The following is a 24,111-nucleotide window of genomic DNA, read 5'->3' on the forward strand; positions in this document are numbered from 1 at the left end:
TTAGCCTTGTTTCTCGCCATCAGGTACAAATACATAGCCTAATCCCCACACGGTTTGTATGTATCTGGGGTTGGCTGGATCCACTTCGAGCATGCGTCTTAATCGCGATACTTGTACATCGATACTTCTCTCCAATGCACTGTAATCTCGACCGCGCGCTAAATTCATTAGCTTGTCACGCGAAAGTGGTTCTCGAGGGTGAGTGACTAGGGATTTCAGTACGGCAAATTCTCCGCTTGTCAGAGACATGGGCTCACCGTTGGCTGACATTTCTCGCGTGGCCAGATTCAAACGGTATTCTCCAAACTCCACGACCTGTTCTTCCATTGAGGGAGCGCCGGGTGCTTCTACGGTCTTACGACGCAGGACTGCCTTGGCGCGAGCCAATAATTCGCGGGGGTTGAATGGCTTGGGAAGATAGTCATCAGCGCCCATTTCTAAACCGATGATACGGTCAACTTCGTCACCTTTTGCTGTCAACATGATGATTGGCATGTCATTGTTTTTTTGGCGCAAACGACGACAAATTGACAAACCATCTTCGCCGGGAAGCATGAGATCAAGCACCATCAAATGAAAATTTTCTCTCTCTAAGAGTCGATCCATTTGTTCTGCGTTTGCCGCACTTCTGACCTGAAAGCCTTGCTCTACAAGGTAGCGTTCAAGCAAGCTGCGCAAGCGCATATCGTCATCGACAACGAGAATTTTTGACGTTTCCTGGCTCATAGGTGTATCCGTGTTTTTCTTTCACTATAGCGGTTCGTTTCAAAAGACTAAAGTGTAAATTTGCAGGGAACGCCTTGAGATTGTTACAAAGTTTTACTAGCGGTTGTACTTTATTCGGGTAAAAAAAAGCGCTCAAAGAGCGCTTTTTCGATGCTGCATACTACGCAGCGTTGAGTGGGTAATCCATTACCCTCTGCACTTGTCGCCGCCTACCGCTTAAATAGGCGACGATACACACACACTAGTGTCAACAGACCTGCGGCAAAGAAAAGCGTGCCGCCAAAGCGAGACGATGAGCTTGCAGGTGCTGATTGAATTTGGTTAAGCGGGGCATCATCCGCTCTTAGATTGAATGCCACTATCATGGGGTCGTGATCAGAACTGCGATAGGGACCGATATCGGCAAACTGATAACCTTTATCGCTGGGGTAATGTTCTAGCGCTTGGTTGTACTGTAACTGATAGGCTTCAACGGAATTAATATTCCAGTGTTTGGCATCGACGGCCTCTGCGACCAATGTATCCGTGACTAAAATATGGTCAAGACTGCCTACTTGCTCCGAGCCAGACCACCAATATGAAAAACCTTCGTCATCGTAGATTTCTGCCATGCTGTGGTAACCGAAACCTCGCTCTACTTCAATAGCTTGGCCTTCGTCTAACTCTGTGTTGACGGCGGTTTTAATCGCATAGCCACGCTTTTGTGGGGAGTAGTCGCTAAGTACGGCAAGTGGATCCTCTGCACTGTAGGCATTCAGGTCGCCAAGTATTACTAATCGTTTGGGCAGCTCCGCTTTTTCCAGCGCATGTCCGAGTTTAACCGCTGCCGAGACCCTAAGCGCATTACAGCGGCCTTGAATCTTATCGACCTCACTTATTGTGTCGGCACTGTCTTCGACACATCCGCTGCCTTTGGATTTAAAATGATTAACTGAAACGGCAAACTGTTGTCCAGACGCAGGGTGTGTAAACGTTTGAATAAGCGAGGGACGCATACCTTTAGTGCGGCCTTCGCTGACTTGTTGTCTGGGCATTTCGATGATTAATGGCGCACCATCTGGAGTCACGACGCTGGGCTTATACAGCACTCCAACCGTAATGGCATCAGTGCCGATAGGCAATCCATTCGTAGTACTGACGAATTCGTATTGTTGCGCTTTAGTGCGATCTTGGTTTAATGCGTCAACGAGTGTTTGAATCGCGCTGTGTTTATCAAAACCGTCATTTTCAACTTCCATTAAACCGATAACGTCGGTGTTAATGGCATTCAGTGCGTCGACGATTCGGGCTTGTTGTAGGGCAAAAGCCTCAGCCGATTTTGCGCCCCTATTGGCTTTGTAATCAAACGTAGTCGAACCATCACTAGTGATTTTTCCATTGAAGTAGTTCAAAACGTTAAAGGTGGCGATCGTCAAGTTTCCTTGCTCCACCGTTGGTTTGGACATTCTCGAGGAATCGACCTCAATGGCGGAAACTGGGTTGACGCGATATACACCTACCCCTTGATTTAAAGGGCCCGTAGCCGAAACGTGATCACCGATACGTATGGCTTTGGCATAGCTAAATTCCGGATAATAGCTCAGTGAAGATGGAAAGTGACTATTGTTGTCATCTTCGATTACCAGCAGGTTTTGCTTGGTTGCTTTTACCGCCTTATCGAAGGCCGAACTCAAAGGAACAGCAATATCACTCGGGGTTCTTTTAAAATCGTCACTGACGACAATATCACCATAACGCCACAAGTTAGCTGTGCTTGTTACTGTAGCTTTGGTGACTTTTACCAACATACCTTCAAGTGATTCGAGGCTTTTGTTAAATGGCAATTCAAGTGGTACGGCACTCAGCGGATCAGCCGCGCCGCAGTCAACCACTTCGCTGCCCTCGAGTTGGACAAGCGTGGTCATTTCAAAATTTTCGGAGACTTGGCCTACTACCCTGACATGGTTGCCTATTGGTAAGTCAGTTTGGCCTACGACAAACAGTGCTTCTGAAGACATTTGACGCTCATCGTGGTCAGCAGTTTCTTCTTGTACAAAGAATCCTGTGTCACGTTTGGCTGTGATCACCGCTTCAATGGCGTGCGTTTGACCTATCTCTGGTGAGGCATTTCCTGTGCCTTGAATGGTGCTAATAAGCGTCGCCGGTGATTGACATTGACCAATGTCTTCGGCCGATGCGGGTAAAATACTCGCCATCGTGCTTGCACTAATAATTGAAATAAGAAACTTCAAAACGACTCCATTGTTTATTCATCGCACGCTGTGTCAAAGAAAACCGTTACGACGCCGAGTACAGCTTGATGATTGGCCCTTTTTTAGTCGCCCCCGGACTGGATAAAAAGATCATCAAGTTAACGCGCTTATTATTAGTGTTGGTGCGCGAACACCGCACTTGGCGTCGTAACATGAGATATAGACTAAGCCCCAACGAATAACGCAGGAAGGATTTGAAGACATTCATTCTTATTTTACGTTATCCCATGAAAAACATAGGCTTAGCTGCCGTTAAATAAAGTTATTTTTTAACTTGAATCGAAAAATTCTAAATTATTCGTTCATTGAATAAGTCAAGAGGGGAGGTATTGGTGCCATTCTCGAAATGTTGAATATGTGTCACAAAATCGTCATTTTTCTGATCTTTATGTGACGTTAGCTAGCGGGTAAAAAGTGTGGTATTCAAAAATGATCACAAAAAATTCTTTCGTTTTAGAACAAGTTTCTCTACTCTAAATGGGCGTGTTAACGGTGTGCTGATGAGATAAGCACACTTGGTTAACCCACTCTATTTTTATTCTTGTCGGAGTGCTTCGCCATTGTATGGCAAGCTGAGACCGCGTTGCGGGATCCGTTGAACCTGATCAGGCTAATACCTGCGAAGGGAACAAGGTGCACAGTATCATTTTGCCCATTTTTCGATGGGTAAATGAGCTGTGTTCGTATTGTATTACAACACTCCTGACAAGCATTTTAACGCTAATTTTAAGGCAAAATGCTATGTCACAATCTAGACGTCAAAATCGCAATCAAGCCGAGTCTTTTCTCGCTGACTTGCAAGGTCAAACTTTTCCAAATTCGCGCCGCGTTTACATCAGTGGAAGCCATGACGGTGTCGCCGTTCCATTGCGGCAGATTCAATTGGCCGACTCCCTAGTGGGGGGTACCCAAGACAACCCCGTCTACCAAGCCAATGAACCCATTGGCGTGTATGACTCTAGTGGCCCTTACGGTGACCCCGATGCCAAAATCAATGTAAAAGCGGGTTTGCCTCCGATTCGAAAAGACTGGGTAGCGTCTAGGCAAGACACTGCAACCGTCGAACAACTCTCATCAGACTATGCCAAAGCACGCTTAGCCGATGATACGCTTAACAATTTGAGATTCGACCTCACTCGTCATGCGTTACGCGCTAAGCCAGGTAAAACTGTCACGCAATTGCATTACGCGCGACTCGGCATTATTACGCCAGAGATGGAATTCATCGCCATTCGGGAAAATATGGGTCGGGCAAGCGTTCAGGAAGAGATGATCGCCCAACAACACCCAGGTCAGAATTTTGGTGCTAATTTACCAGAGCAGATCACGGCAGAATTTGTGAGGCAAGAGGTAGCAGCAGGCCGGGCAATTATTCCTTGCAATATTAATCACCCCGAATCAGAGCCTATGATCATCGGCCGCAATTTCTTGGTCAAGGTCAATGCCAATATTGGTAACTCAGCGGTGACATCTTCTATTGAAGAAGAAGTCGAAAAACTGGTGTGGTCGACCCGTTGGGGAGCGGATACGGTGATGGATTTGTCTACTGGCCGTAACATTCACGAAACCCGTGAATGGATTATCCGCAATAGCCCCGTGCCTATCGGTACCGTGCCCTTGTATCAAGCCCTTGAGAAAGTCAACGGTATTGCTGAGAACTTGACTTGGGAAGTCATGAAAGACACCTTGCTAGAACAAGCGGAGCAGGGTGTTGACTATTTCACTATCCACGCGGGCGTATTGCTTCGATACGTCCCTATGACAGCTAAACGGGTAACCGGTATTGTGTCTCGCGGCGGTTCCATTATGGCTAAATGGTGCTTGAGCCATCACCAAGAAAATTTCTTGTATCAACGTTTCCGCGAGATATGTGAAATCTGTGCGGCATATGATGTATCACTGTCACTGGGCGATGGATTACGTCCTGGATCCATTGCTGACGCCAATGACGAAGCTCAATTTAGTGAACTGCGAACGTTAGGTGAATTGTGCCGAATCGCTTGGGAATATGACGTACAAGTGATGATCGAAGGGCCAGGTCACGTCCCAATGCATATGATCAAAGAAAACATGGATGAGCAACTTGAGCATTGCGACGAAGCACCGTTTTATACATTGGGCCCATTGACGACGGATATTGCGCCCGGCTACGACCATTTTACTTCCGGTATTGGCGCAGCGCTCATCGGCTGGTATGGCTGTGCCATGCTGTGTTATGTGACGCCCAAAGAACACCTTGGTTTGCCTAACAAAGAAGATGTAAAGCAGGGATTGATTACTTACAAAATTGCTGCCCATGCTGCTGACCTAGCTAAGGGACACCCCGGGGCGCAAATACGTGACAATGCTATGTCGAAAGCGCGTTTCGAATTTCGTTGGGAAGACCAATTCAACTTGGCATTAGATCCCGATACAGCAAGGCAATATCACGATGAAACCCTGCCTCAAGAATCAGGCAAAGTCGCTCATTTTTGCTCCATGTGTGGACCCAAGTTTTGCTCGATGAAGATATCTCAGGAAGTCCGAGATTTTGCGAGTGAGCAAGCGATTACCATAAAAACGGTGGATATGGACGGTAAACCTGCAGAAATTCAAGCGGGTTTTCAAGCGATGTCGGAAGCGTTTAAAGCCAAGGGTAGCGAGCTATATCACACTGCGGATTCACTCAAGAATGATTAGTCTTAAAAAGCCGATCGTCTGGGCGGTTGCAGGGTCTGATTGTAGCGGTGGTGCAGGTATTCAAGGCGATTGCCTCACCATTCAGGGCTTGGGCGGACACGCTTGTACTTTGATCACCGCGGTGACGGCGCAAAACTCAGTGAAGTTAAAACACGTTGGTGCACTGAGTGCGGCCGATCTCGCTGAGCAATGGAGTGCCCTTCAATCTGACATGGCACCCGATGCGATTAAAATTGGTATGTTGGCAAATGAAGAACAACTAGTCTTTATTGCCCAGCAAATTGCAAAAATGCGACTGTTAAACAGGTGCTTACAAGTCGTCTGGGATCCAGTGCTTAGTGCTAGTGTTGGCGGCTTGTTGTCGCCTTTTGGTGCCCAGCAACTTGCGTATCTTGCCCCTTATGTCGATGTGATCACGCCCAACATTGAAGAGTTGCAACGACTGACCAATATCCCAATACGCTGCGATAAAGACATTGATAGCGCCGTAGCATGTTTATTCGAGATGGGTTGTAAGGGGGTGTTAGTCAAAGGTGGACATCGTCATTGGGCAAATGAGATTGAAGACCGTTTGTATACTAAGCGACATTTTTACCGTTTTTCCTCAACACGCATAGATACCCAGCACGGCCATGGTACCGGGTGTTGTTTGAGCAGTGCGATGGCAGTGGCGTTAGCCAAGGGGTTTCCTACCGAAGATGCCGTATGTATTGCCAAAGCCTATGTGTTTCAGGGATTAAGAGCGGCATATCACGTTGGCCAGGGCAGTGGCCCTATTGCACATCTCGGCTGGCCGAGTGAGGTTCAAGATTTCCCAATGGTGACCAATGTCGTGCAGCCGCTACCTGCCGTGAATGCCGGTTTTGCTCCGCTCGTTGACCCAGATATCGGATTGTATCCAGTGGTGGACTCAGAACAGTGGGTGCGACGCTTACTGCAGTGTGGCGTAAAAACCGTGCAACTGAGAATCAAACATCAAATGAACGCCGACATTGAAGCGATGATTGAGCGAGTGGTGTTATTAGGTGAACAATTTCGGGCGCAAGTATTTATCAATGACCACTGGCAAGAGGCGATTAAGTATGGCGCGTATGGTGTGCATTTGGGGCAAGAAGACTTGGCGCAAGCTGATCTGGCAAAGATTCAGCAAGCGGGGATTCGCCTCGGTGTATCTACCCATGGATACACAGAAATACTTCGGGTCTTACCTTTATCTCCATCTTATATCGCGCTTGGCCATATTTTCCCAACCAAGACGAAGGATATGCCGTCTCAGCCACAAGGGATTGAAAAGTTAGGTTTGTACCAGAAGCTGATTGCGCATATTCCGACAGTTGCGATTGGAGGCATTAACCAAAACCGACTTGCGAGTGTTCAGCAACAAGGTGTGAGTGGTATTGCTATGGTTACTGCGATTACTGAATCACCGAATCCGGAGATGGCGGTGAGAGAGTTGATGGAGGCGATTGATGGAGACGTCTAGCTATTATCAACGGTATGGCCGACAACTTTTGCTTCCTCAGGTTGATGAAGCCGGCCAACAAGCCCTGTCGGAAGCGGCAGTCGCAATCATTGGTTTGGGCGGTCTGGGAAGCATCGCAGCGAGTTACTTGGTGGGCGCTGGTGTCGGGCATATTCGCATTGTTGATCACGATGAGGTGGCGCTCGGTAATCTACATCGCCAGACCATTTACCGCGAGTCTCAGATTGGTATGGCAAAAGTGGATGCGGCACTGGAGAACTTCTCGGCGCTAAATGACGATGTGAAGATAACGCCTTATCGACAAAAGCTCAGCGAAACCACTTGTCAAAGTGTCATCGAAGGCAATGACATCGTGCTCGATTGTACCGACAACCTCAGTAGCCGATGGGCGATTAATCACAGTTGTCACCAGCTACAACTCCCTTTACTCAGTGCCGCAGCTATCGGTTTAGAGGGGCAGTATTTACCTGTGTTACCAAGCCATAATTCGGGGTGTTATCAGTGCTTGTACGACACTGCGAAAGTGACAGATGCTGGATGCTTAGCGCAAGGTATTCTCGGTCCCGTGGTTGCAATGTTGGGGCTGATGCAAGCCTTAGACGCGCTCAAATATATTGTGGGAATCGGGAGCATAAGATGGGGACAGTTACACCGCTTTAATGCTATGACGAATCAATGGCAGTACCTAGCCGTTCCTCCCAACACCCAGTGTTTAACATGTGGAGATTTCCAATGAATATCTTTATTAACCAAGCCGCCGAAGAGGTCGACCAAGCTATTACGTTAGCGACTCTGCTTAAACTCAAAGCGATTGATTCTCGAACCGTAGCCGTGGCTGTGAATTACACGATCGTGACATCCTCACTCTGGCCTGAAGTGGTATTGAGCGAAAACGATGAAATCGACATTTTTAGTGTTGTTGCTGGAGGTTAGTATGTTGTCTATTGCAGAGAAAACGTTTCGCTCGCGTCTGTTTTCAGGCACTGGGAAATTTGCCTCAGGTGAGCATTTATCCGAGGCGATAGTGGCAGCTGACGCCGCAATGGTCACCATGGCGCTTAAACGACTCGACGTGACTCGGGAAGACGACCCGATATTGGCACCGCTGCGAAATCTGGATGTACAGTGGTTACCCAATACCTCTGGTGCACGAGATGCAAAAGAAGCGGTATACGCGGCTCACTTGGCGAGAGAGGCGTTGTCAACAAACTGGGTAAAACTCGAAATTCACCCAGATCAGCGCTACTTGCTGCCTGACCCGATAGAAACCTTGACTGCTGCTGAGCAGCTGGTCAAAGACGGATTCGTTGTGCTGCCTTATTGTTCTGCTGACCCTGTGTTGTGTAAACGACTTGAAGAAGTTGGGTGCGCAGCTGTCATGCCTCTAGGCGCACCAATAGGTTCTAACCGAGGTTTAGTGACACGGGATTTACTCAAGATTATCATCGAGCAGGCTCAGATACCTGTCATTATTGATGCGGGCATCGGTGCCCCCAGTCATGCCGCAGAAGCGATGGAAATGGGCGCAGATGCAGTGTTGGTGAATACCGCAATCGCGACGGCGAGTGATCCGGTACAAATGGCAAAAGCATTTAAACTTGCGGTAGAAGCTGGGCGCATGGCGTTTGAAGCTGGTCTAGCGACTACCCAGTATCAAGCTCAAGCAACGAGCCCGCTGACGGGCTTTTTGGAATCACTATGAGCTTTGATTCAAATCTTCGCACGCTTGATATGGCTGATCTGTCTTTGTCTATTAACAGCACCCGTGATAAGGATGTCGAAAGGGTACTTGGTAAACAAACATTGGATATCAACGACCTAGCTTGCTTGTTATCGCCAGCAGCACTCACTTACTTAGAGCCAATGGCGCAAAGAGCAAAGCAACTTACCCGTCGCCGTTTCGGTAATACCATGCAGCTTTTTGTGCCCTTGTATTTGTCAAATTTGTGCGCCAATGAATGCACCTATTGCGGCTTTTCCATGTCAAACCGGATTAAACGTAAAACACTCTCTGTTGCAGACGTTGAACAAGAGTGTTTGGCAATAAAATCAATGGGTTTTGATAGTGTTTTGGTGGTGACCGGTGAGCATGAGTCGAAAGTGGGAATGGCATATTTCGAAACTGTAGTGTCAATACTGAAGCGCCATTTTAGTCATGTGTTGTTTGAAGTACAGCCGCTGAGTACAGCTGACTACGCGACACTAAAATCGTGGGGAGTAGACGGCATCATGGTCTATCAAGAAACCTATTCAGCGCTTCAATATGCCAAGTATCACCTACATGGCAAGAAACGGGATTTTAGCTGGCGGCTCGCTGCGCCAGAGCGAATTGCGGAGGGGAAAATGGATAAGATAGGGCTAGGAGTGTTACTCGGGCTGTCTGATTGGCGAGCTGACAGTCTAGTGTTGGGAAAGCACTTGTCCTATTTGCGCAAGCGTTACTGGCGCACTCGATACTCGGTCGCTTTTCCGCGAATTCGACCCTGCGAAGGCGGTGTACAAAGTGAAGCTTTGGTAACAGATAGTCAACTTGTTCAATTGATTTGCGCGTTTCGCTTATTCGACCCAGAAATTGAAATTGTCTTGTCGACCAGAGAGCCTGCGGAGCTGCGCGATAACTTGATGGCGTTGGGAGTGACGAGTATGAGTGCGGGTTCATCTACACAGCCCGGTGGTTATGCTGATACCGCCACCGCGTTGTCACAGTTTGACATTGATGACCAACGTCATCCAAGCGATGTCGCAACAGCAATCGAGCAAAAAGGGTTACAACCGATATGGCGAGATTGGCATCACGCGTTTTCGGGTCGGCCGAATACGCGGTAGCGATGAAGCCCAGTGCCATCGCTCGTGGTATCTGTTGAATCAAGGCGTCCACCGCAGGCAACAATCAGGGCCTGAGAAGCAAGATTGTCGGCATAGCAATGTATATGTATATCGTCGATACCCATTGCATGTGCACACTCGATCGTTTGGCTAAGTAGTATTTTACCCATTCCTTTGCGGCGAAAAGATGGGCGAATACCAAGGCCAATATGGCCGCCAGCAAAGCGAATTTGTTCGTTCAGTGAATGGCGAAGGTTTGATACACCAACAATGTCTTTACCGTCGACTAGCCAATACGTTGAACTGGATACATAGCCTTCTGGCAGGGATATACCCTGTCGAAAGCACGCTATTTTGTTCAACATACTGGTAAAATCTGAAGCATCGAAGTCAAGCGGAAAAGGATAGCGCTCCTCGTCGCCAAGCTCTTCGATATAGGCGTGATAGCTTTCTTGATAAGCCTTACTGGGTGTGACCAAGGATAAGGTCATTTCTCTGAGCTAACCCAGTCCATTTGATGGCCAGCTCGACGTTTTTTCTCGAGTAGCTCTTCAATTAAGGGAGTGAGTATCAGTTCCATCGCCAAACCCATTTTGCCACCGGGCACGACCAATGTATTGACCCGCGACATAAAGGCGCCGTCGATCATTTTTAGTAAATAAGGGTAGTCGACGTTTTTCATTTCTCGGCGAAAACGAATAACGACGAAACTTTCGTCCTGGGTTGGAATTTCACGGGCGCTAAATGGATTCGATGTATCCACTGTTGGCACGCGCTGAAAATTGACATGAGTACGCGAGAACTGAGGAGTAATGTAGTGGAAATAATCATCCAGTCCTCGGACGATACTGCTCATTACCGCTTCTCGTGAGTGGCCTCTATCTGTCGTGTCACGAACGATCTTCTGAATCCACTCTAAGTTAACAATCGGTACCATGCCAACTAGCAAGTCGACGTGTTGGGCGACATCGTTGTCGTCGGTTTTTACACCACCATGTAAACCTTCATAGAACAATAAATCGGTGTTATCTGGTAAGTCTTGCCACGGCGTAAAGGTCCCAGGCATCTGATTAAATGGAACTGCCTCATCGAATGTATGCAGGTACTGTCTAAACTGCCCCTTGCCTGACGCACTGTATTCACTAAACAAACTTTCCAGTAGCTCGAAGTCGTTGGCTTTAGGACCAAAGTAACTAATATGACGACCTTGCTCTTGTGCCTTGCGAATTTCCACTTCCATTTCAGGTCGAGTGAATCGGTGAAAGCTATCACCACCGACAACGGCAGCGTTAACGCTTAGGTTGCGAAAAATATGACGGATGGCATTGGTTGTCGTTGTCGTGCCTGCTCCTGAAGAACCGGTAATTGCGATGATAGGATGTTTTACAGACATGAGGCACTCTTGGTCAGATATGAGCACTAGTTATAAGCTGCCTCAACAAATTAATCAAGCGCACGGCGCGCGCCTATTGCGCATTGTTGTACCAATTATGTCTAATTTGAGTGCTTTTTACAGCAATGTTGTTCCATTCTTGTTGATGTATTATTGCGTTGTGCTGGGCGACGACTGGCCTGTGACGTGTAAAACACCACAAACACATAGCGCACGCTCAAGGTGCGCCATCGTCGTGAGTCGGAATAGGTTTGCCACAGTGTGGGCAGTGGGGTTGATTGTCTTGACGTTGCGTGAACAAGTCGATGACATGTTCGATATCTTCGTCGTCTAAGTCCAAGGTGTCTTTCAATCGCTGTAATTTTTCTATTTCGTCTTGCGACACTTTGCCGTCGGCCATGGCTTTGAGAACTTGTCGGCGAAAGGTCGTCTTTTTCCTATGCATTTGAGCCGTAAAACTCGAAGCCAGTATCCCAGCGGGCAAAGCGAAAACGCCGACACCCAATATAATAATAAAGCCTCCGAATATTCTGCCTAACGCAGTGACGGGTACGGCGTCACCATAACCCACGGTCGTCAGCGTCACCAGCGCCCACCACATGGCAGCAGGGATGCTGCCAAAGTGCTCGGGCTGCACGTCTTTTTCAATGTAGTGTATACCGGTTGCGGCGAGCACTGTGATGATCAGTAATACCGACAACGCCGCAGCCAAAACGCGAATCTCTTTTCTAAATACGTTGAGCAAGCTTTGCATCGAATGCGAGTAGCGCCCTAGTTTCAGCATTCTGGTGAGGCGTAGCAATCGAAGTGATCGTAAATCCACACCAATAAACATACTCAAATAAAACGGCAGAATCGCTAACAGGTCGACAACCGCCATGGGCGTAAATAAATAGCGAATTCGATGTTTTAACGGAGGTCGACTATCGGGGTTGTGTTCGACACTAGACCATAGCCTGAGCAGGTACTCGAGGCTGAAAATACCAACGGAAACGGCTTCGAAAACAAAGAGCTCATGACGCCATTTATCGCCAATGCCACTGACGGTCTCCAACATCACGGCGACCACATTGGCAATGATCAGAGCCATGATTATAAATTCGTAGATACTGTGGCTTTGGCCACTCTCGGTATGTGGCGAGAGAGCAATGTGTACTCGTTGACGAAGGGTTTTGCTCATTAATTCACCTTGTGTCTATACTACTGATGTCGTTCAATAAACAGGCAAAGCGTTGGTCGCTGTTTACCATTGTTAAAAGAGTAACCGAGGATCGAAAATTATCAAAACGCAGACGTGTCAGTGCATTCTTTACGATACTGAGTTTACCGCATGGGAAGGCTCAGTGTTGCGTAAATGGCAAGGAGAAGGTGAACATCGTGAATTGATACAGCTCGCGGCGCTGAAGGTAGAGCTGCATCAAAAGGGGTTGGATATCGTCGAGCAATTCAGTACGTTGATCAAGCCGAAGATCAATCCCCAGTTGAGCGACTACATCATTGAATTAACCGGCATAACTCAACTTCACATAGACAGTTATGGCGTTGATTTTTCGTCCGCAATGCACAGCTTCGAACAATTTAGCGAAAACGGTAAATTACCAGTTTTAGCATGGGGCAAGGATGAGGAAGTCATTGCTGAGAATAGCCAACTGCAAGGCCAAGACAGGGTGATGACATCGACGATTTTTATCGACTTGTATCAGCGCATGTTAAGCAAAGGCGTAGTATCTAAAGGGGTGTCATCTGGCCAATTGGCAAAGTTTGTAGGGGTAGTGCTTGAGGGGCATGCACACAATGCGTTGTTTGATGTCGATAACATTGCTATTGCGCTGGATACCTGGCTTGCGCGAGGGGTAATTGGTGTAGCGGATATTGTTGAATAAAGATAAGTGGCAAACCGCGTTACAACGGTTTTGCCACTTGAGTTTGATTACTGCTGTTCTCTGGCAATAGCGCGATAGGCAATATCGTTGCGATAAAACACACCGTCCCAGTGAATTGCTTTTGCCAAGGCGTAGGCATTTTGCTGAGCTTCTGTGACGTTATTGCCCAACGCTGTGGCGCAAAGTACACGGCCGCCATTGGTCACCACGTCCTCTCCTGCTAATTGCGTGCCTGCGTGAAACACTTTACCGTTCATTTGGGCTGCGTCTTCTAAGCCTGAGATAGGTATACCTTTGGCATAGCTACCGGGATAGCCGCCAGCCGCCAGTACGACGCCTACTGAAGCTTGTTCGGTAAACTGAATCTCAGTGGTATCCAATTTACCTGCACATGCCGCCAAGCAGAGCTCAACTAAATCAGATTCCAAGCGCAGCATAATAGGTTGAGTCTCAGGGTCGCCAAATCGGCAGTTGTACTCGATGACTTTCGGCGTACCGTCGCTCATGATCATTAGGCCGGCATACAAGAAGCCCGAGTATGGCGCATCTTCTTTCGCCATACCTTCCACTGTTGGCATGATAACTTCTTCCATGACGCGCTGGTGGATTGCTGGCGTAACTACTGGTGCGGGAGAATACGCACCCATACCGCCGGTGTTTGGACCTGTATCACCATCGCCAACGCGTTTGTGATCTTGGCTGGTCGCAAAGGGTAGTACATTTTTACCATCAACCATGACGATGAAAGAGGCTTCTTCTCCGTCCAAAAACTCTTCGATTACGACTCTGCTGCCTGCTTCACCAAAAGCGTTGCCAGCTAGCATATCGCGAATAGCGTCTTCGGCTTCTGCTTCCGTCATTGCGACAATTACGCCTTTACCAGCGGCGAGACCGTCTGCTTTGACAACGATAGGCGCGCCTTTTTCTTTCACATAGGCAATAGCGGGTTCAATTTCAGTAAAGTTTTGGTATTCGGCAGTTGGAATCGCGTGTCGAGCCAAGAAGTCTTTAGTGAAGGCTTTTGAGCCTTCAAGTTGAGATGCCGCCTGCGATGGCCCGAATATTTGTAGGTCTTCTGCTTGAAATGCATCAACAACACCAGCCACCAACGGCGCTTCAGGACCGACAATTGTCAGCTCGACCTGGTTTTCTTTCGCAAACGTCACCAAGCCAGCGATGTCATCTACGTTGATATCGACATTTTCAAGGTTGGCTTCATGTGCCGTTCCGGCGTTACCCGGCGCAACAAATACCTTAGTGACTTTGTTGGATTGCGCTGCTTTCCACGCTAACGCATGTTCGCGGCCGCCGCCGCCAATGACTAGTACGTTCATTACCCGTTTCCGAATGTTAAGGTTTTACAAATTTAAGTGTCATGCGATCACTCTCGCCTATGGCAAGGTATTTCGCTTTATCTTGTTCATCTAACGCCAAACGGGGAGGCAGTGTCCATACACCTCTTGGATGGTCAGCTGTATCGAGAGGATTGGCATTGACTTCAGAGCTTGCGACTAATTTGAAGCCCGCTTTCTCTGCTGCTGCAACCACTGCCGATTGTTTCATATAACCAGTCTTTTTCTGCATTTCATCACTAGCACTCTCTGGCAGCCTGTGTTCAACCACACCTAAAATACCACCTGATTTTAAGGTGTCGAAAAATCCAGCAAATGCGCTCTCTACGCCCTGCTCACCATGCCGCATATACCAATTGTGTACATTGCGGAATGTCAAAACCGCATCGGCAGAACCGGGTGTAGCTGCAACAGCTGATTTTGTTGGATGAAATGACGAGACTTCAATAGCTTGATACGGAGGGTGGTTTTTGACTTTATCTTCAAACGCTTTTCGCGATTTTTTGAAGTAGTCTCCACTGTTTTCGTCGATGTAAAAGTGCGCGGCAACAAACTTGCCATTCTCTTTAACTAACGGCGCTAATATATCAGTGTACCAACCGCCACCTGGAGATATCTCAACGACTGTCATCGAAGGCTCAATGCCGAAGAAGCGCAACGTTTGCTGTGGGTGACGATACTCATCACGGCTTTTGGCACTTGCAGAACGAATGTCACTCTGCAAAACGTCTTGTAGCGAATCAGCAATAGCAAGGCTTGGCAGTGCCATAGTGGCGGCCAAGGCGACAGAAGTAAGCGTACGACTCAGGTTTTTCATTATTGATGTCCTTGTGGTTGTGTATCACAAAATGTATCGAAGTATTCAATACACTAGCTTATACCAACCATGAATCCCAGCGTTTGACGTTCAACGTGTTTGACCGGGCGCTTGTCTCGCCCGGTCTGAGCCATTAATGGCGGAAGTGTCTCATGCCAGTGAACACCATAGCGATGCCATGTTCGTCCGCTGCGGCGATGACTTCTTCATCGCGCATTGAGCCACCCGGTTGAATCACCGCTTTGATGCCCGCTGCTGCGGCAGCATCAATACCGTCGCGGAACGGGAAGAAGGCATCTGATGCCATGACTGAACCTGCCACTTCAAGATTTTCATCTGCGGCTTTGATACCTGCGATTTTTGCAGAGTAAACACGGCTCATCTGGCCGGCGCCGACACCGATGGTCATGCCGTCTTTGCAGTAGACAATGGCATTGGATTTGACGTATTTCGCGACCTTCCAGCAGAACATCAGGTCTTTGAGCTCTGCTTCGCTTGGTTGGCGTTTAGTGACGACTTTTAAGTCGTCCATTTCAACCATACCAAAGTCGCGCTCTTGCACTAATAGGCCACCGTTAACGCGTTTGAAATCGTAACCTTCGGTCAGCTGTCCACGCCAATCACCGCATTCTAGCAGCCTGACGTTTTGTTTGGCTTCTACCGCCGCTTTGGCTTCATCGCTTACCGATGGGGCAATGATGACTTCAACAAACTGACGCTCAATGATAGCTGCAGCAGTCGCACCGTCTAACTCTTGGTTAAATGCGATAATGCCGCCAAACGCCGACGTAGGGTCAGTTTTGTATGCGCGGTCGTATGCTTCAAGCAGATTTGCACCAATTGCAACACCACACGGGTTAGCGTGTTTAACAATCACACAAGCCGGTTGGTCAAATTCTTTCACGCACTCAAGTGCAGCGTCGGTATCGGCGATGTTGTTGAAAGAAAGCGCCTTACCTTGAATTTGATTCGCCGTTGAAACTGACGCTTCTTGAATGTCATTTTCAACATAGAACGCTGCATCTTGATGGCTGTTTTCGCCATAACGCAAACCTTGTTTTTTGGTCAATTGCATATTGTATGTACGCGGGAATTGACTCTCTTCTTCTTGCTCTAGGCGAGCGCCAAAGTAGTTGGCGATCATGCCATCGTACTCTGCTGTGTGTTCAAAGGCTTTTATCGCCAGATCGAAACGAGTTTGATACGTTAATGAACCTTCGTTTTGTGCCATCTCTTCTAGCACTAGGCCGTAGTCACTGGCATTGACAACAATTGTCACGTCTTTGTGGTTTTTGGCCGCTGCACGCACCATTGTCGGGCCACCAATGTCGATATTCTCGATAGCGTCTTCTAAGGTACAGTCTTCTTTTGCAACAGTGGCGGCAAAGGGGTAAAGGTTAACGACAACCAAATCAATTGGTGCAATGGCATTCTCTGCCATTACTGCTTCATCTTGCCCACGGCGGCCAAGAATTCCCCCGTGAATTTTAGGGTGCAGTGTTTTGACTCGGCCATCCATTATTTCTGGGTGACCAGTATGGTCAGAAACTTCAATCACTGGCAGGCCTTCGCTCGCGAGTAATTTTGCAGTACCACCGGTTGATAAAAGCTCTACACCGCTGTTGTGAAGTTGCTTTGCAAATTCTACGATGCCTGTCTTGTCAGAAACGCTCAATAGCGCGCGTTTGATTGGTTTTTGTGTGTGCATTGTGTGTCTTACTTTCTTTCTTAGTCAGAGAAACAAAAAGAGCACCGGTTGGTGCTCTTTGGAGTCGGGCGTTAGCCCTTGAATCTTAGTTCATGCCGTACTGCTTCAGTTTCTTGCGAAGCGTACCGCGGTTGATGCCCATCATGATGGCGGCTCTTGTTTGGTTGCCGCGAGTATAAGTCATAACTTCCTCTAGCAACGGTGCTTCGACTTCTGCTAACACCAACTCGTATAAGTTGTCGATGTTCGCGTTATCAAGCTGCTTGAGGTATTTGTTTACCGCTTGCTTTACAGAGTCGCGTAAAGGCTTTTGAGCTTGTGTTTGTGAAGGCGTAGTTACTGTCGTTGTAAAAGGAGAAGTCACATTTTGATCGAACATATTACTTTCTTGCTCTATAAGTTAGTCATCATTAAGCTGCGGGCGAAACCTGTCGTGTAGTTTCATCTTGCAACGATTGAAAATAAGCGTTTAGTGCATCAATCTGCCCTTCGGCTTCATCAATAGCATTAAACGTTTTGCGAAATTGACGTTCCTTATCGTGTTCCGCGATATACCAGCCAACGTGTTTGCGTGCGATTCTGACACCAGAAATATCGCCATAGAAAGCCTGAACGTTAGCTACGTGTTCTACGAGTACCTCGCGTTGCTCTTCTATTGAAGGCTTGCCTAGGATGTCGCCAGTTTGCAAGTAATGCTGGATCTCTCTGAAAATCCAAGGATTACCTTGCGCACCACGACCAACCATCACAGCATCGGCACCAGTGTGCTCCAACACCGCTTTGGCTTTTTGCGGTGAAGTAATGTCGCCATTTGCGACAACTGGAATAGACACGGCCGCTTTAATGGCGCGGATTGTGTCATATTCAGCTTCACCTTTAAACATACAGGCTCGTGTTCTACCGTGAACTGCCAGCGACTGTATGCCATTGTCCTGAGCAATAGTGGCAATTTGCACACCATTGCGATTGTCTTCGTTCCATCCTGTGCGAATTTTCAAGGTAACTGGAACATCAACCGCTTCCACAACGGCTTTGACGATTGACTCAACAAGCTCCGGGTACTGTAGTAACGCTGACCCTGCTAGCTTCTTGTTTACCTTTTTGGCCGGACAACCCATGTTGATATCAATGATTTGCGCACCATTGGCTACGTTAAATTGCGCAGCTTGTGCCATCAGTTCCGGATCAGAGCCAGCAATTTGCACTGAGCGGATACCTTCTTCACCATTGTGATCCATGCGTTGCATCGACTTAGCGGTATTCCATACCCTGGGGTTGCTCGATAACATTTCTGATACGACCAAGCCCGCACCCATTCGCTTACATAGTTGGCGGAATGGTCTATCTGTCACACCTGCCATTGGTGCTAGAATCAAATTGTTGTCAAGTTTATAAGGACCAATTTGCATACTAAACAACCAATAACTGCACAGAAAATGACCACCTACCTAAAACGGGGCGCTAAGTTTACGCATTTTTGGCAGGCTTGAAAAGGCTAAAAATCAAACAAAATTTAATAAAATGGGGTTGACAGAAAGGCTTTTCTTGTTTCGGTCACGCGAGTGACTACCAACCTGTAAACTTATATATACCAAGGTTTTAATGCTAAGCCTTTATTTGCTAAGCAGATCTACTACCCGATACTCTTGCCCACTCGCCGTCTATGGCACTGGGTTCCAAAGCAATTTGCAGGCTATATGCTGCCTCAATTTTTTCTATTTGTTCCGCTAAAATACCTGATAACACTAGCTTTCCGCCGGTTTTACAGTAGCCAACGATGATATTTTGTAGCTCAAGAAGGGGGCCTGAGAGAATATTGGCCATAACAACATCAGCCTCTAAGGCAGGTTGATTTTCCGGTAGATACACTTCAAGTTGATCTTCTACGCCATTGCGTCTCGCATTCTCTTTTGACGCGAGTAGCGCTTGTGGGTCGATATCGATACCGATAACGCGTTTAGCCCCTAGCTTTATTGCCGCCAAGGCTAGGATGCCTGAGCCACATCCGAAATCGACGACCACTTTATCCGTGAGATCGATACCATCCAGCCAGCGCAGGCAAAGTGCAGTTGTGGGATGCGTACCAGTACCAAACGCTAAACCCGGGTCTAGCATAACGTTAACGGCTGAGGGATCGGGTACGTCGCGCCAACTTGGACAAATCCACAGGCGCTCACCAAATTGCATAGGGTGGAAGTTATCCATCCATTCTCTTTCCCAGTCTTTATCCTCTAGCGGATCGATTTTATGCGGGAAGTCGGGCCCGAGAATTTTCGCTTTGCTCAAGCGTTTCACTACCCCAGCAACATCAAAGTTAGCGTCATAAAGGCCAACAACTTGGGTGTCAGGCCACAGCATGACTTCGCCTGGCTTGGGTTCATACATAGGGGTGTCTTTGGCATCGACGAATGTCACTGCTTGTGCGCCATTGGCACTGAGCATATCGCCAATAGCTTCTGCATTTTCTGCGTTCGTATTGATTTTGAGTTGAAGCCAAGCCATGTATTTCTCTCCAAATTTTGCTGGGCGCAGTTTACCTGAAAGCACCATGCGTGTCTTCGTTTTGCATCTTTGTGGTGTTACTCTCTCAACATGTCTTTTCAAGGTTGAGTCGATGGTTCGCTTTTTAGGTCTTTGTTTATTACTGCTGAGCTGCGCAAGTGCCGCCAAGTCGTATGATGTCATCGTGGGTTGGAACAAACCCCCTTACGTTATTGCGGACGGGCATACAGGCTTTGAGCTGGAGCTCGTAAGGTCGATATTCGCGGAGCTGGGCCATACCATCGTTCCTATTTACGTACCATTTGGGCGAACGCCTCGATTGTTCAATGAAGACTCCAACGTCATTGCTCTGACAATGAACCACTTCCATGACATTGCGCCCGAATCGCTAACAATGCCCTATGTGGTATACCAAAACACGGCGGTGTCATTAGCTGATAAGTCGCTAAAGATTAATTCTTTTGCCGACCTCACCGCGCACTCTGTTGCTGCCTTTCAAACCGCGAGCTTGGTGTTGGGAGAGGATTATGCCAATGCGGTGAACCGCAATCCCCATTATTTAGAGTTGGCGGATCAAGGCCGACAGGTAAGCTTATTATTACTGGGGAGTGTCGACGTGCTGATCATCGATACGAACATTTTTTACTACTTGCGCAGCCAAGTACCTGCCTCTCTACAGCTTGATGTCGATATTCACACGTTGTTTAAACCCACGTCATACAGCGCTGCGATTAAGGATGATACTTTGCGTCAGGGCTTTAACCGTGTATTAAGCCAAATGATGGCCGACGGTCGCTACCAAGCGTTACTTGACCGGTTTCATCTGATCAATCTTTGGCCGAGCTCACCCTAAAGGGTGAGCCCGAATTTACTACTGTAAAAATGCTCGCATATCTTCCAGTAGTTGGTCCATCGATGGGGTGTGGATATACATCATGTGGCCAGCAGGATAATAAGTCATTGTTAGGCGCTCTTTATCGATGCCATGGTGATTCATCGAGTATTCCGTGGCGAAAAAAGGCGTAGCTAAATCGTAATAGCCGTTTGCAATGAAAATCCTAAAATCTTTGTTTTGACGCATCGCCTTTGCCAAGTTCGGCGATGTCGCTAGAAAGCCTTGCGAACGCGGACTGCCGCCATATAGCCAATTCCAGTTGCGAAACACATCACCTGAAAGCACTTGATACTTTTGAGTACGCAAGGTGTCGAGTTCATTGGCAAGATAAGTTTGGATAGCAACGGTATAGGCACCATCAATAGCATAGGCCGACGGGTCAGCTTCAAAGCGATCTGTTACTATGCTGCCATCTTCACCCAAATAGCGGCTGTCCAATCGCCCTACGACTTGACCTCTATCCCTTAACAGTTCTTTCATGAAGTGAAATTCATTGATTCGCAAATCTGTTTGCTGGATATATTGTTTGCGCAAGCCTGTGAATGCGTGAAGCTGCTCCACCACAGACTGGTACTCCTCGTCGCTCGCCAGCGCTCCTTTCATCAATACGGTGGCGTATTCAGTGAGAGCGAACTGTCTAACTTGATCAAGGAACGATTCAAGGCTGTCATACTGTCCTTTATTTGGGATAGCATCGTGATACCAAGCTGTCGCAGCGTAAGTAGGTAAAAACGTCACAAATGGCAAATCGTTCCCAGGCGTGAAGTCACCCGTTTGGAAGTCGAGAATACTCGAAATCAGAAATACACCATTGAGGTCTATACTTCCCCATCCTTCTTGCAATGCTTTGACCATCGCCGCGGCGCGAGTTGTGCCATAGCTCTCGCCAGCAAGGTATTTCGGCGAGTTCCAGCGTTGGTTTTGGGTAATGTAAACACGAACGAATTCAGCGAGTGTGTCGGCGTCTTCTTTTACTCCCCAAAACGCCTTGCCTTCGTATTCGCCCAAAGGCACTGAGTACCCAGTACCAACGGGATCGATGAAAACAAGATCAGCAACGTCGAGTAAACTTTGCGGGTTATTAACAATAGGATATGGTGGAGCGCCTACTCTTTGTGCATCGCTTGGAAGCGCAATGCGTTTTGGGCCAAACAGGCCCATGTGTAACCAAACACTAGACGATCCAGGACCGCCGTTGAATACGAAAATGAGGGGGCGTTGCGGAGAATTCTTCACATCTGTGCGAGTGTAAGCAATAGAGAAAATGCTGGCTTTGGGTTGGTTTTTATTATCAAGCAGATGGGTATCGCCAGCGGTAACTGTGTAATTTACCGTTTGGCCGTTGATCTTTGCCCTGTGTTTTGTGGTGCTCGATGTTGCTTCGGGAACATCGACTTTGGCAGTTTCCGCTAGTGCTACTGATTGGATAACAAGTGCCAAGCCAACCAACAGCCACACACTCACTCTGGTGAACATCATTGTCTTTCTCCTCGATTAAAATAGAGGCCAGTTATTGTTTAAGCCAATGTCGCAAAAGTGGCGTAGTAACTCAATAACTTTGGGACTAACAATAAACAATGCGGGATTAACTTATGTCGGTAACAAAACGCGTACTGCTAGTCATGACGAGCTGGCTCCTACTCTGGGGGTGTGCATCGACTCTGCCCACAGCAACAGATACGTGGCTAGATAGCAGCGCAAAAGCGCAAGCAAAAGCCATTCAAAACGGCGAACTTACCAGCGAAGCCTTAGTGCGGGGTTACCTGTCGAGAATCGACAATATCGATAGCCGAATTAACAGCATCTTATCGCTCAATCCCAATGCCGTATCTGAGGCTCAAGCACTTGATGCGATGGCCAAACAAGGCCAATTCAAAGGACCTCTCCACGGTATTCCCGTATTGTTGAAAGACAACATCGAATCTCGTGAATTGCCAACCACGGCGGGTTCGATGGCATTACTAGCCAATGATACCAAGCGTGATGCGCCAATTGTGGCGAGGTTGCGTAATGCCGGCGCCATTATCTTGGGCAAAACCAATCTTTCACAATGGGCAAATTTTCGTTCAGAGTCGTCGACAAGCGGATGGAGCGCGGTTGGAGGGCTCACAAGAAATCCATTTGATTTGTCTAGAACGGCCTGCGGCTCGTCTTCAGGCTCTGGTGCTGCGATGGCTGCAGGACTGGCCTCATTGGCGGTAGGGACCGAAACTAATGGTTCAATCATCTGCCCGAGTGCGATGAATGGTATCGTCGGGTTTAAGCCAACGGTAGGGCTACTATCACGTACACATATTGTTCCGATTTCGCATTCGCAAGATACGGCAGGACCAATGGTCAGGTATGCAGAAGATGCATTTCTCATGGCTCAAGTGATGGCTGGCGAAGATGAACAAGATAGCGCCACGCGATATCAGCAGCGTCCAGATATCGATAGTGCAGCGGTGTTGCCATTAGCTGGAGCGAGAATTGGCGTAGCGCGTTACGCTCAGGGTAACAATGCCGAAATCATTGCTGCGTTTGACGAAGTGCTCAACACCCTATCTGAGACGGGCGCTGAGCTGGTCGACATTGAACAGTTTGAGCCAACCCAGTCCATAGGTGAAGCCTCGTATCAGGTACTGTTGGCAGAGTTTAAAACAGGCATTAATCATTATTTATCGACGACACCAGACGCGGTTACCCATCGTGATCTCGCCGCGTTAATTGCATTTAACCGAGCTACGCAACGCGAGCTTGCACTGTTTGACCAGAGCATTTTTGAAAAATCAGAAGCGACAGCTGGGGCAACAGGGCAAACGTATGAACAAGCATTGTCAATGATTCGACAAGTCACAAGAGAACAGGGTTTGGACAAATTATTGGCGGATAACCAAGTTGATTTTCTCGTTGCGCCGAGCAACAACCCCGCGTTTTTGATTGATTTAGTCTACGGAGATAATGCGCCGGCAGGTTTTATCGGCATTGGCTACTATGCTGCTATTGCTGGCTATCCACATCTAACTCAACCCATGGGGCAGGTCGATGGCTTACCTATTGGTTTCAGTATCGTCGGTGGTCAATGGCAGGATCAACAAGTACTGGCCCTTGGCGCGAGTATCGAAGCTTTGATTGGCTTTAAGCCTATTCCTCTATTTGCCAGTGATTCCGCTCAATTGCCGGGCAAGTCTGGCCTGACCTCGCCGCTGGAATAATCGACGACTACGAAAAAGCCCCTCTTAAAGAGGGGCTTTTGTGGGATTCAGTCTCGGCTGCCTTTTAGCCAGGTTTCTTCACCCAAGCGCTGCACCAGCCGTTAGCATTCACGACCTTGCCTGGGAAAATTGCGCAAGGGCGATTTGCATCACCATCGCTGCCTTGAATGTACATACAGTTACTGCACTTAGCACCGTCAACGGTTGAGGCAGGGGTATATTGTAGCGCTTTAGCAGTTGGGTCGTCTGCTGATAGTACTTCTTGCGCATTGGCACGCAATGCAACGCCACCTAAAGTCATCCCAATAAGGGTGGTTCCAGAAAACTTTAGGAAGTCGCGACGATTTACGGTCTTCATAGCTCACTCCAACATTTATTATGTAAACGAAAATGATTCTCTT

At 47.9% G+C, this 24,111-nt stretch carries 22 protein-coding genes and 1 riboswitch; of the genes, 9 read left to right on the forward strand and 13 right to left on the reverse strand.

Annotation, left to right across the window (positions count from 1 at the left end):
- Both ompR and AC27G9_RS13295 read right to left on the reverse strand, forming a co-directional pair.
- Positions 1-726, reverse strand: a complete 726-nt coding sequence (gene ompR / locus AC27G9_RS13290) for an osmolarity response regulator transcription factor OmpR (protein ID WP_487074918.1) — start codon at positions 724-726, stop codon at positions 1-3.
- 209 nt (positions 727-935) lie between these two features.
- Positions 936-2,957: an ExeM/NucH family extracellular endonuclease gene (locus tag AC27G9_RS13295; protein WP_487074919.1), complete on the reverse strand. Its 2,022-nt coding sequence runs from the start codon at positions 2,955-2,957 to the stop codon at positions 936-938.
- Positions 2,958-3,513: 556 nt separating this feature from the next.
- A riboswitch (TPP riboswitch) is annotated at positions 3,514-3,623 on the forward strand.
- Between the two features lie 96 nt (positions 3,624-3,719).
- Between AC27G9_RS13295 and thiC the strand changes: the two genes are divergently transcribed.
- From thiC to thiH, 6 genes are read left to right on the forward strand one after another with little or no spacing between them, the layout of a single operon-like run.
- Positions 3,720-5,657, forward strand: coding sequence for a phosphomethylpyrimidine synthase ThiC (thiC, locus tag AC27G9_RS13300; protein WP_487074920.1), 1,938 nt, complete (start codon positions 3,720-3,722; stop codon positions 5,655-5,657).
- Positions 5,650-7,140, forward strand: coding sequence for a thiamine phosphate synthase (thiE, locus tag AC27G9_RS13305; RefSeq protein ID WP_487074921.1), 1,491 nt, complete (start codon positions 5,650-5,652; stop codon positions 7,138-7,140). The genes thiC and thiE overlap by 8 nt, the downstream gene beginning before the upstream one ends.
- On the forward strand, positions 7,127-7,876 hold the full coding sequence (locus AC27G9_RS13310; RefSeq protein ID WP_487074922.1) for a HesA/MoeB/ThiF family protein: 750 nt from the start codon (positions 7,127-7,129) through the stop codon (positions 7,874-7,876). The genes thiE and AC27G9_RS13310 overlap by 14 nt, the downstream gene beginning before the upstream one ends.
- A complete protein-coding gene (gene thiS, locus AC27G9_RS13315) occupies positions 7,873-8,073 on the forward strand; it encodes a sulfur carrier protein ThiS (RefSeq protein ID WP_487074923.1) in 201 nt (66 codons plus the stop codon). Before AC27G9_RS13310 ends, thiS begins: the two co-directional genes overlap by 4 nt.
- A 1-nt stretch (position 8,074) precedes the next feature.
- Positions 8,075-8,842 (forward strand): thiazole synthase, encoded by a 768-nt coding sequence (locus AC27G9_RS13320; RefSeq protein ID WP_487075241.1) that lies wholly within the window; start codon positions 8,075-8,077, stop codon positions 8,840-8,842.
- On the forward strand, positions 8,839-9,966 hold the full coding sequence (gene thiH / locus AC27G9_RS13325) for a 2-iminoacetate synthase ThiH (RefSeq protein WP_487074924.1): 1,128 nt from the start codon (positions 8,839-8,841) through the stop codon (positions 9,964-9,966). The genes AC27G9_RS13320 and thiH overlap by 4 nt, the downstream gene beginning before the upstream one ends.
- Here the strand turns inward: thiH and AC27G9_RS13330 are convergent.
- The 3 genes from AC27G9_RS13330 to AC27G9_RS13340 all read right to left on the reverse strand — a co-directional run bounded on the left by AC27G9_RS13330 (position 9,933) and on the right by AC27G9_RS13340 (position 12,539).
- Complete coding sequence (locus AC27G9_RS13330) at positions 9,933-10,457, reverse strand: GNAT family N-acetyltransferase (RefSeq protein ID WP_487074925.1); 525 nt, start codon at positions 10,455-10,457, stop codon at positions 9,933-9,935. The genes thiH and AC27G9_RS13330 overlap by 34 nt on opposite strands.
- Entirely contained in the window at positions 10,454-11,359 is a 906-nt protein-coding gene (locus AC27G9_RS13335; RefSeq protein WP_487074926.1) for a phosphoribulokinase, read from the reverse strand. The genes AC27G9_RS13330 and AC27G9_RS13335 overlap by 4 nt, the downstream gene beginning before the upstream one ends.
- 217 nt (positions 11,360-11,576) lie before the next feature.
- Positions 11,577-12,539, reverse strand: coding sequence for an ion transporter (locus AC27G9_RS13340; protein WP_487074927.1), 963 nt, complete (start codon positions 12,537-12,539; stop codon positions 11,577-11,579).
- Between the two features lie 124 nt (positions 12,540-12,663).
- On the opposite strand from AC27G9_RS13340, the gene AC27G9_RS13345 reads away from it, so the two are divergent.
- Positions 12,664-13,242 (forward strand): 3'-5' exonuclease, encoded by a 579-nt coding sequence (locus AC27G9_RS13345; RefSeq protein WP_487075242.1) that lies wholly within the window; start codon positions 12,664-12,666, stop codon positions 13,240-13,242.
- A 47-nt stretch (positions 13,243-13,289) separates the two neighbouring features.
- Here the strand turns inward: AC27G9_RS13345 and purD are convergent, their stop codons facing one another.
- The 6 genes from purD to prmA all read right to left on the reverse strand — a co-directional run bounded on the left by purD (position 13,290) and on the right by prmA (position 19,621).
- The gene (purD, locus tag AC27G9_RS13350) at positions 13,290-14,576 is read right to left on the reverse strand and encodes a phosphoribosylamine--glycine ligase (RefSeq protein ID WP_487074928.1); all 1,287 of its coding nucleotides are present in this window, start codon (positions 14,574-14,576) and stop codon (positions 13,290-13,292) included.
- 16 nt (positions 14,577-14,592) lie between these two features.
- Positions 14,593-15,411: a class I SAM-dependent methyltransferase gene (locus AC27G9_RS13355; RefSeq protein WP_487074929.1), complete on the reverse strand. Its 819-nt coding sequence runs from the start codon at positions 15,409-15,411 to the stop codon at positions 14,593-14,595.
- A 133-nt stretch (positions 15,412-15,544) separates the two neighbouring features.
- On the reverse strand, positions 15,545-17,119 hold the full coding sequence (gene purH / locus AC27G9_RS13360) for a bifunctional phosphoribosylaminoimidazolecarboxamide formyltransferase/IMP cyclohydrolase (protein WP_487074930.1): 1,575 nt from the start codon (positions 17,117-17,119) through the stop codon (positions 15,545-15,547).
- An 85-nt stretch (positions 17,120-17,204) separates the two neighbouring features.
- The gene (fis, locus tag AC27G9_RS13365) at positions 17,205-17,498 is read right to left on the reverse strand and encodes a DNA-binding transcriptional regulator Fis (RefSeq protein ID WP_018982332.1); all 294 of its coding nucleotides are present in this window, start codon (positions 17,496-17,498) and stop codon (positions 17,205-17,207) included.
- A 31-nt stretch (positions 17,499-17,529) separates the two neighbouring features.
- Complete coding sequence (gene dusB / locus AC27G9_RS13370; protein WP_487074931.1) at positions 17,530-18,528, reverse strand: tRNA dihydrouridine synthase DusB; 999 nt, start codon at positions 18,526-18,528, stop codon at positions 17,530-17,532.
- A gap of 211 nt (positions 18,529-18,739) precedes the next feature.
- Positions 18,740-19,621 carry a 50S ribosomal protein L11 methyltransferase gene (gene prmA / locus AC27G9_RS13375; RefSeq protein WP_487074932.1) on the reverse strand — a complete coding sequence of 294 codons (882 nt, stop codon included), beginning with the start codon at positions 19,619-19,621 and terminating at the stop codon, positions 18,740-18,742.
- A 112-nt stretch (positions 19,622-19,733) separates the two neighbouring features.
- On the opposite strand from prmA, the gene AC27G9_RS13380 reads away from it, so the two are divergent.
- Positions 19,734-20,474 (forward strand): substrate-binding periplasmic protein, encoded by a 741-nt coding sequence (locus AC27G9_RS13380; protein WP_487074933.1) that lies wholly within the window; start codon positions 19,734-19,736, stop codon positions 20,472-20,474.
- Between the two features lie 18 nt (positions 20,475-20,492).
- Here AC27G9_RS13380 and AC27G9_RS13385 read toward each other — a convergent pair whose 3' ends face one another.
- On the reverse strand, positions 20,493-21,995 hold the full coding sequence (locus tag AC27G9_RS13385; RefSeq protein ID WP_487074934.1) for a S10 family peptidase: 1,503 nt from the start codon (positions 21,993-21,995) through the stop codon (positions 20,493-20,495).
- A 113-nt stretch (positions 21,996-22,108) separates the two neighbouring features.
- Here AC27G9_RS13385 and AC27G9_RS13390 point away from each other — a divergent pair, with 113 nt between their 5' ends.
- Positions 22,109-23,710, forward strand: a complete 1,602-nt coding sequence (locus tag AC27G9_RS13390; protein WP_487074935.1) for an amidase — start codon at positions 22,109-22,111, stop codon at positions 23,708-23,710.
- Positions 23,711-23,774: 64 nt separating this feature from the next.
- Here AC27G9_RS13390 and AC27G9_RS13395 read toward each other — a convergent pair whose 3' ends face one another.
- On the reverse strand, positions 23,775-24,068 hold the full coding sequence (locus AC27G9_RS13395) for a high-potential iron-sulfur protein (protein ID WP_487074936.1): 294 nt from the start codon (positions 24,066-24,068) through the stop codon (positions 23,775-23,777).
- Positions 24,069-24,111: the final 43 nt, after the last annotated feature.

Source organism: Alteromonas sp. 5NS40-0096, from assembly GCF_057544385.1.

Bases quoted from the DNA above. Each gene is read 5' to 3' on its own strand.
- AC27G9_RS13335 (WP_487074926.1), bottom strand. From the start codon at position 11,359: ATGTCTGTAAAACATCCTATCATCGCAATTACCGGTTCTTCAGGAGCA.
- thiE (WP_487074921.1), top strand. From the start codon at position 5,650: ATGATTAGTCTTAAAAAGCCGATCGTCTGGGCGGTTGCAGGGTCTGAT.
- AC27G9_RS13355 (WP_487074929.1), bottom strand. From the start codon at position 15,411: ATGAAAAACCTGAGTCGTACGCTTACTTCTGTCGCCTTGGCCGCCACT.
- AC27G9_RS13310 (WP_487074922.1), top strand. From the start codon at position 7,127: ATGGAGACGTCTAGCTATTATCAACGGTATGGCCGACAACTTTTGCTT.
- AC27G9_RS13385 (WP_487074934.1), bottom strand. From the start codon at position 21,995: ATGATGTTCACCAGAGTGAGTGTGTGGCTGTTGGTTGGCTTGGCACTT.
- AC27G9_RS13320 (WP_487075241.1), top strand. From the start codon at position 8,075: ATGTTGTCTATTGCAGAGAAAACGTTTCGCTCGCGTCTGTTTTCAGGC.
- purD (WP_487074928.1), bottom strand. From the start codon at position 14,576: ATGAACGTACTAGTCATTGGCGGCGGCGGCCGCGAACATGCGTTAGCG.
- AC27G9_RS13330 (WP_487074925.1), bottom strand. From the start codon at position 10,457: ATGACCTTATCCTTGGTCACACCCAGTAAGGCTTATCAAGAAAGCTAT.
- AC27G9_RS13390 (WP_487074935.1), top strand. From the start codon at position 22,109: ATGTCGGTAACAAAACGCGTACTGCTAGTCATGACGAGCTGGCTCCTA.
- thiH (WP_487074924.1), top strand. From the start codon at position 8,839: ATGAGCTTTGATTCAAATCTTCGCACGCTTGATATGGCTGATCTGTCT.
- prmA (WP_487074932.1), bottom strand. From the start codon at position 19,621: ATGGCTTGGCTTCAACTCAAAATCAATACGAACGCAGAAAATGCAGAA.
- dusB (WP_487074931.1), bottom strand. From the start codon at position 18,528: ATGCAAATTGGTCCTTATAAACTTGACAACAATTTGATTCTAGCACCA.
- AC27G9_RS13340 (WP_487074927.1), bottom strand. From the start codon at position 12,539: ATGAGCAAAACCCTTCGTCAACGAGTACACATTGCTCTCTCGCCACAT.
- thiS (WP_487074923.1), top strand. From the start codon at position 7,873: ATGAATATCTTTATTAACCAAGCCGCCGAAGAGGTCGACCAAGCTATT.
- thiC (WP_487074920.1), top strand. From the start codon at position 3,720: ATGTCACAATCTAGACGTCAAAATCGCAATCAAGCCGAGTCTTTTCTC.
- fis (WP_018982332.1), bottom strand. From the start codon at position 17,498: ATGTTCGATCAAAATGTGACTTCTCCTTTTACAACGACAGTAACTACG.
- AC27G9_RS13395 (WP_487074936.1), bottom strand. From the start codon at position 24,068: ATGAAGACCGTAAATCGTCGCGACTTCCTAAAGTTTTCTGGAACCACC.
- ompR (WP_487074918.1), bottom strand. From the start codon at position 726: ATGAGCCAGGAAACGTCAAAAATTCTCGTTGTCGATGACGATATGCGC.
- purH (WP_487074930.1), bottom strand. From the start codon at position 17,119: ATGCACACACAAAAACCAATCAAACGCGCGCTATTGAGCGTTTCTGAC.
- AC27G9_RS13380 (WP_487074933.1), top strand. From the start codon at position 19,734: ATGGTTCGCTTTTTAGGTCTTTGTTTATTACTGCTGAGCTGCGCAAGT.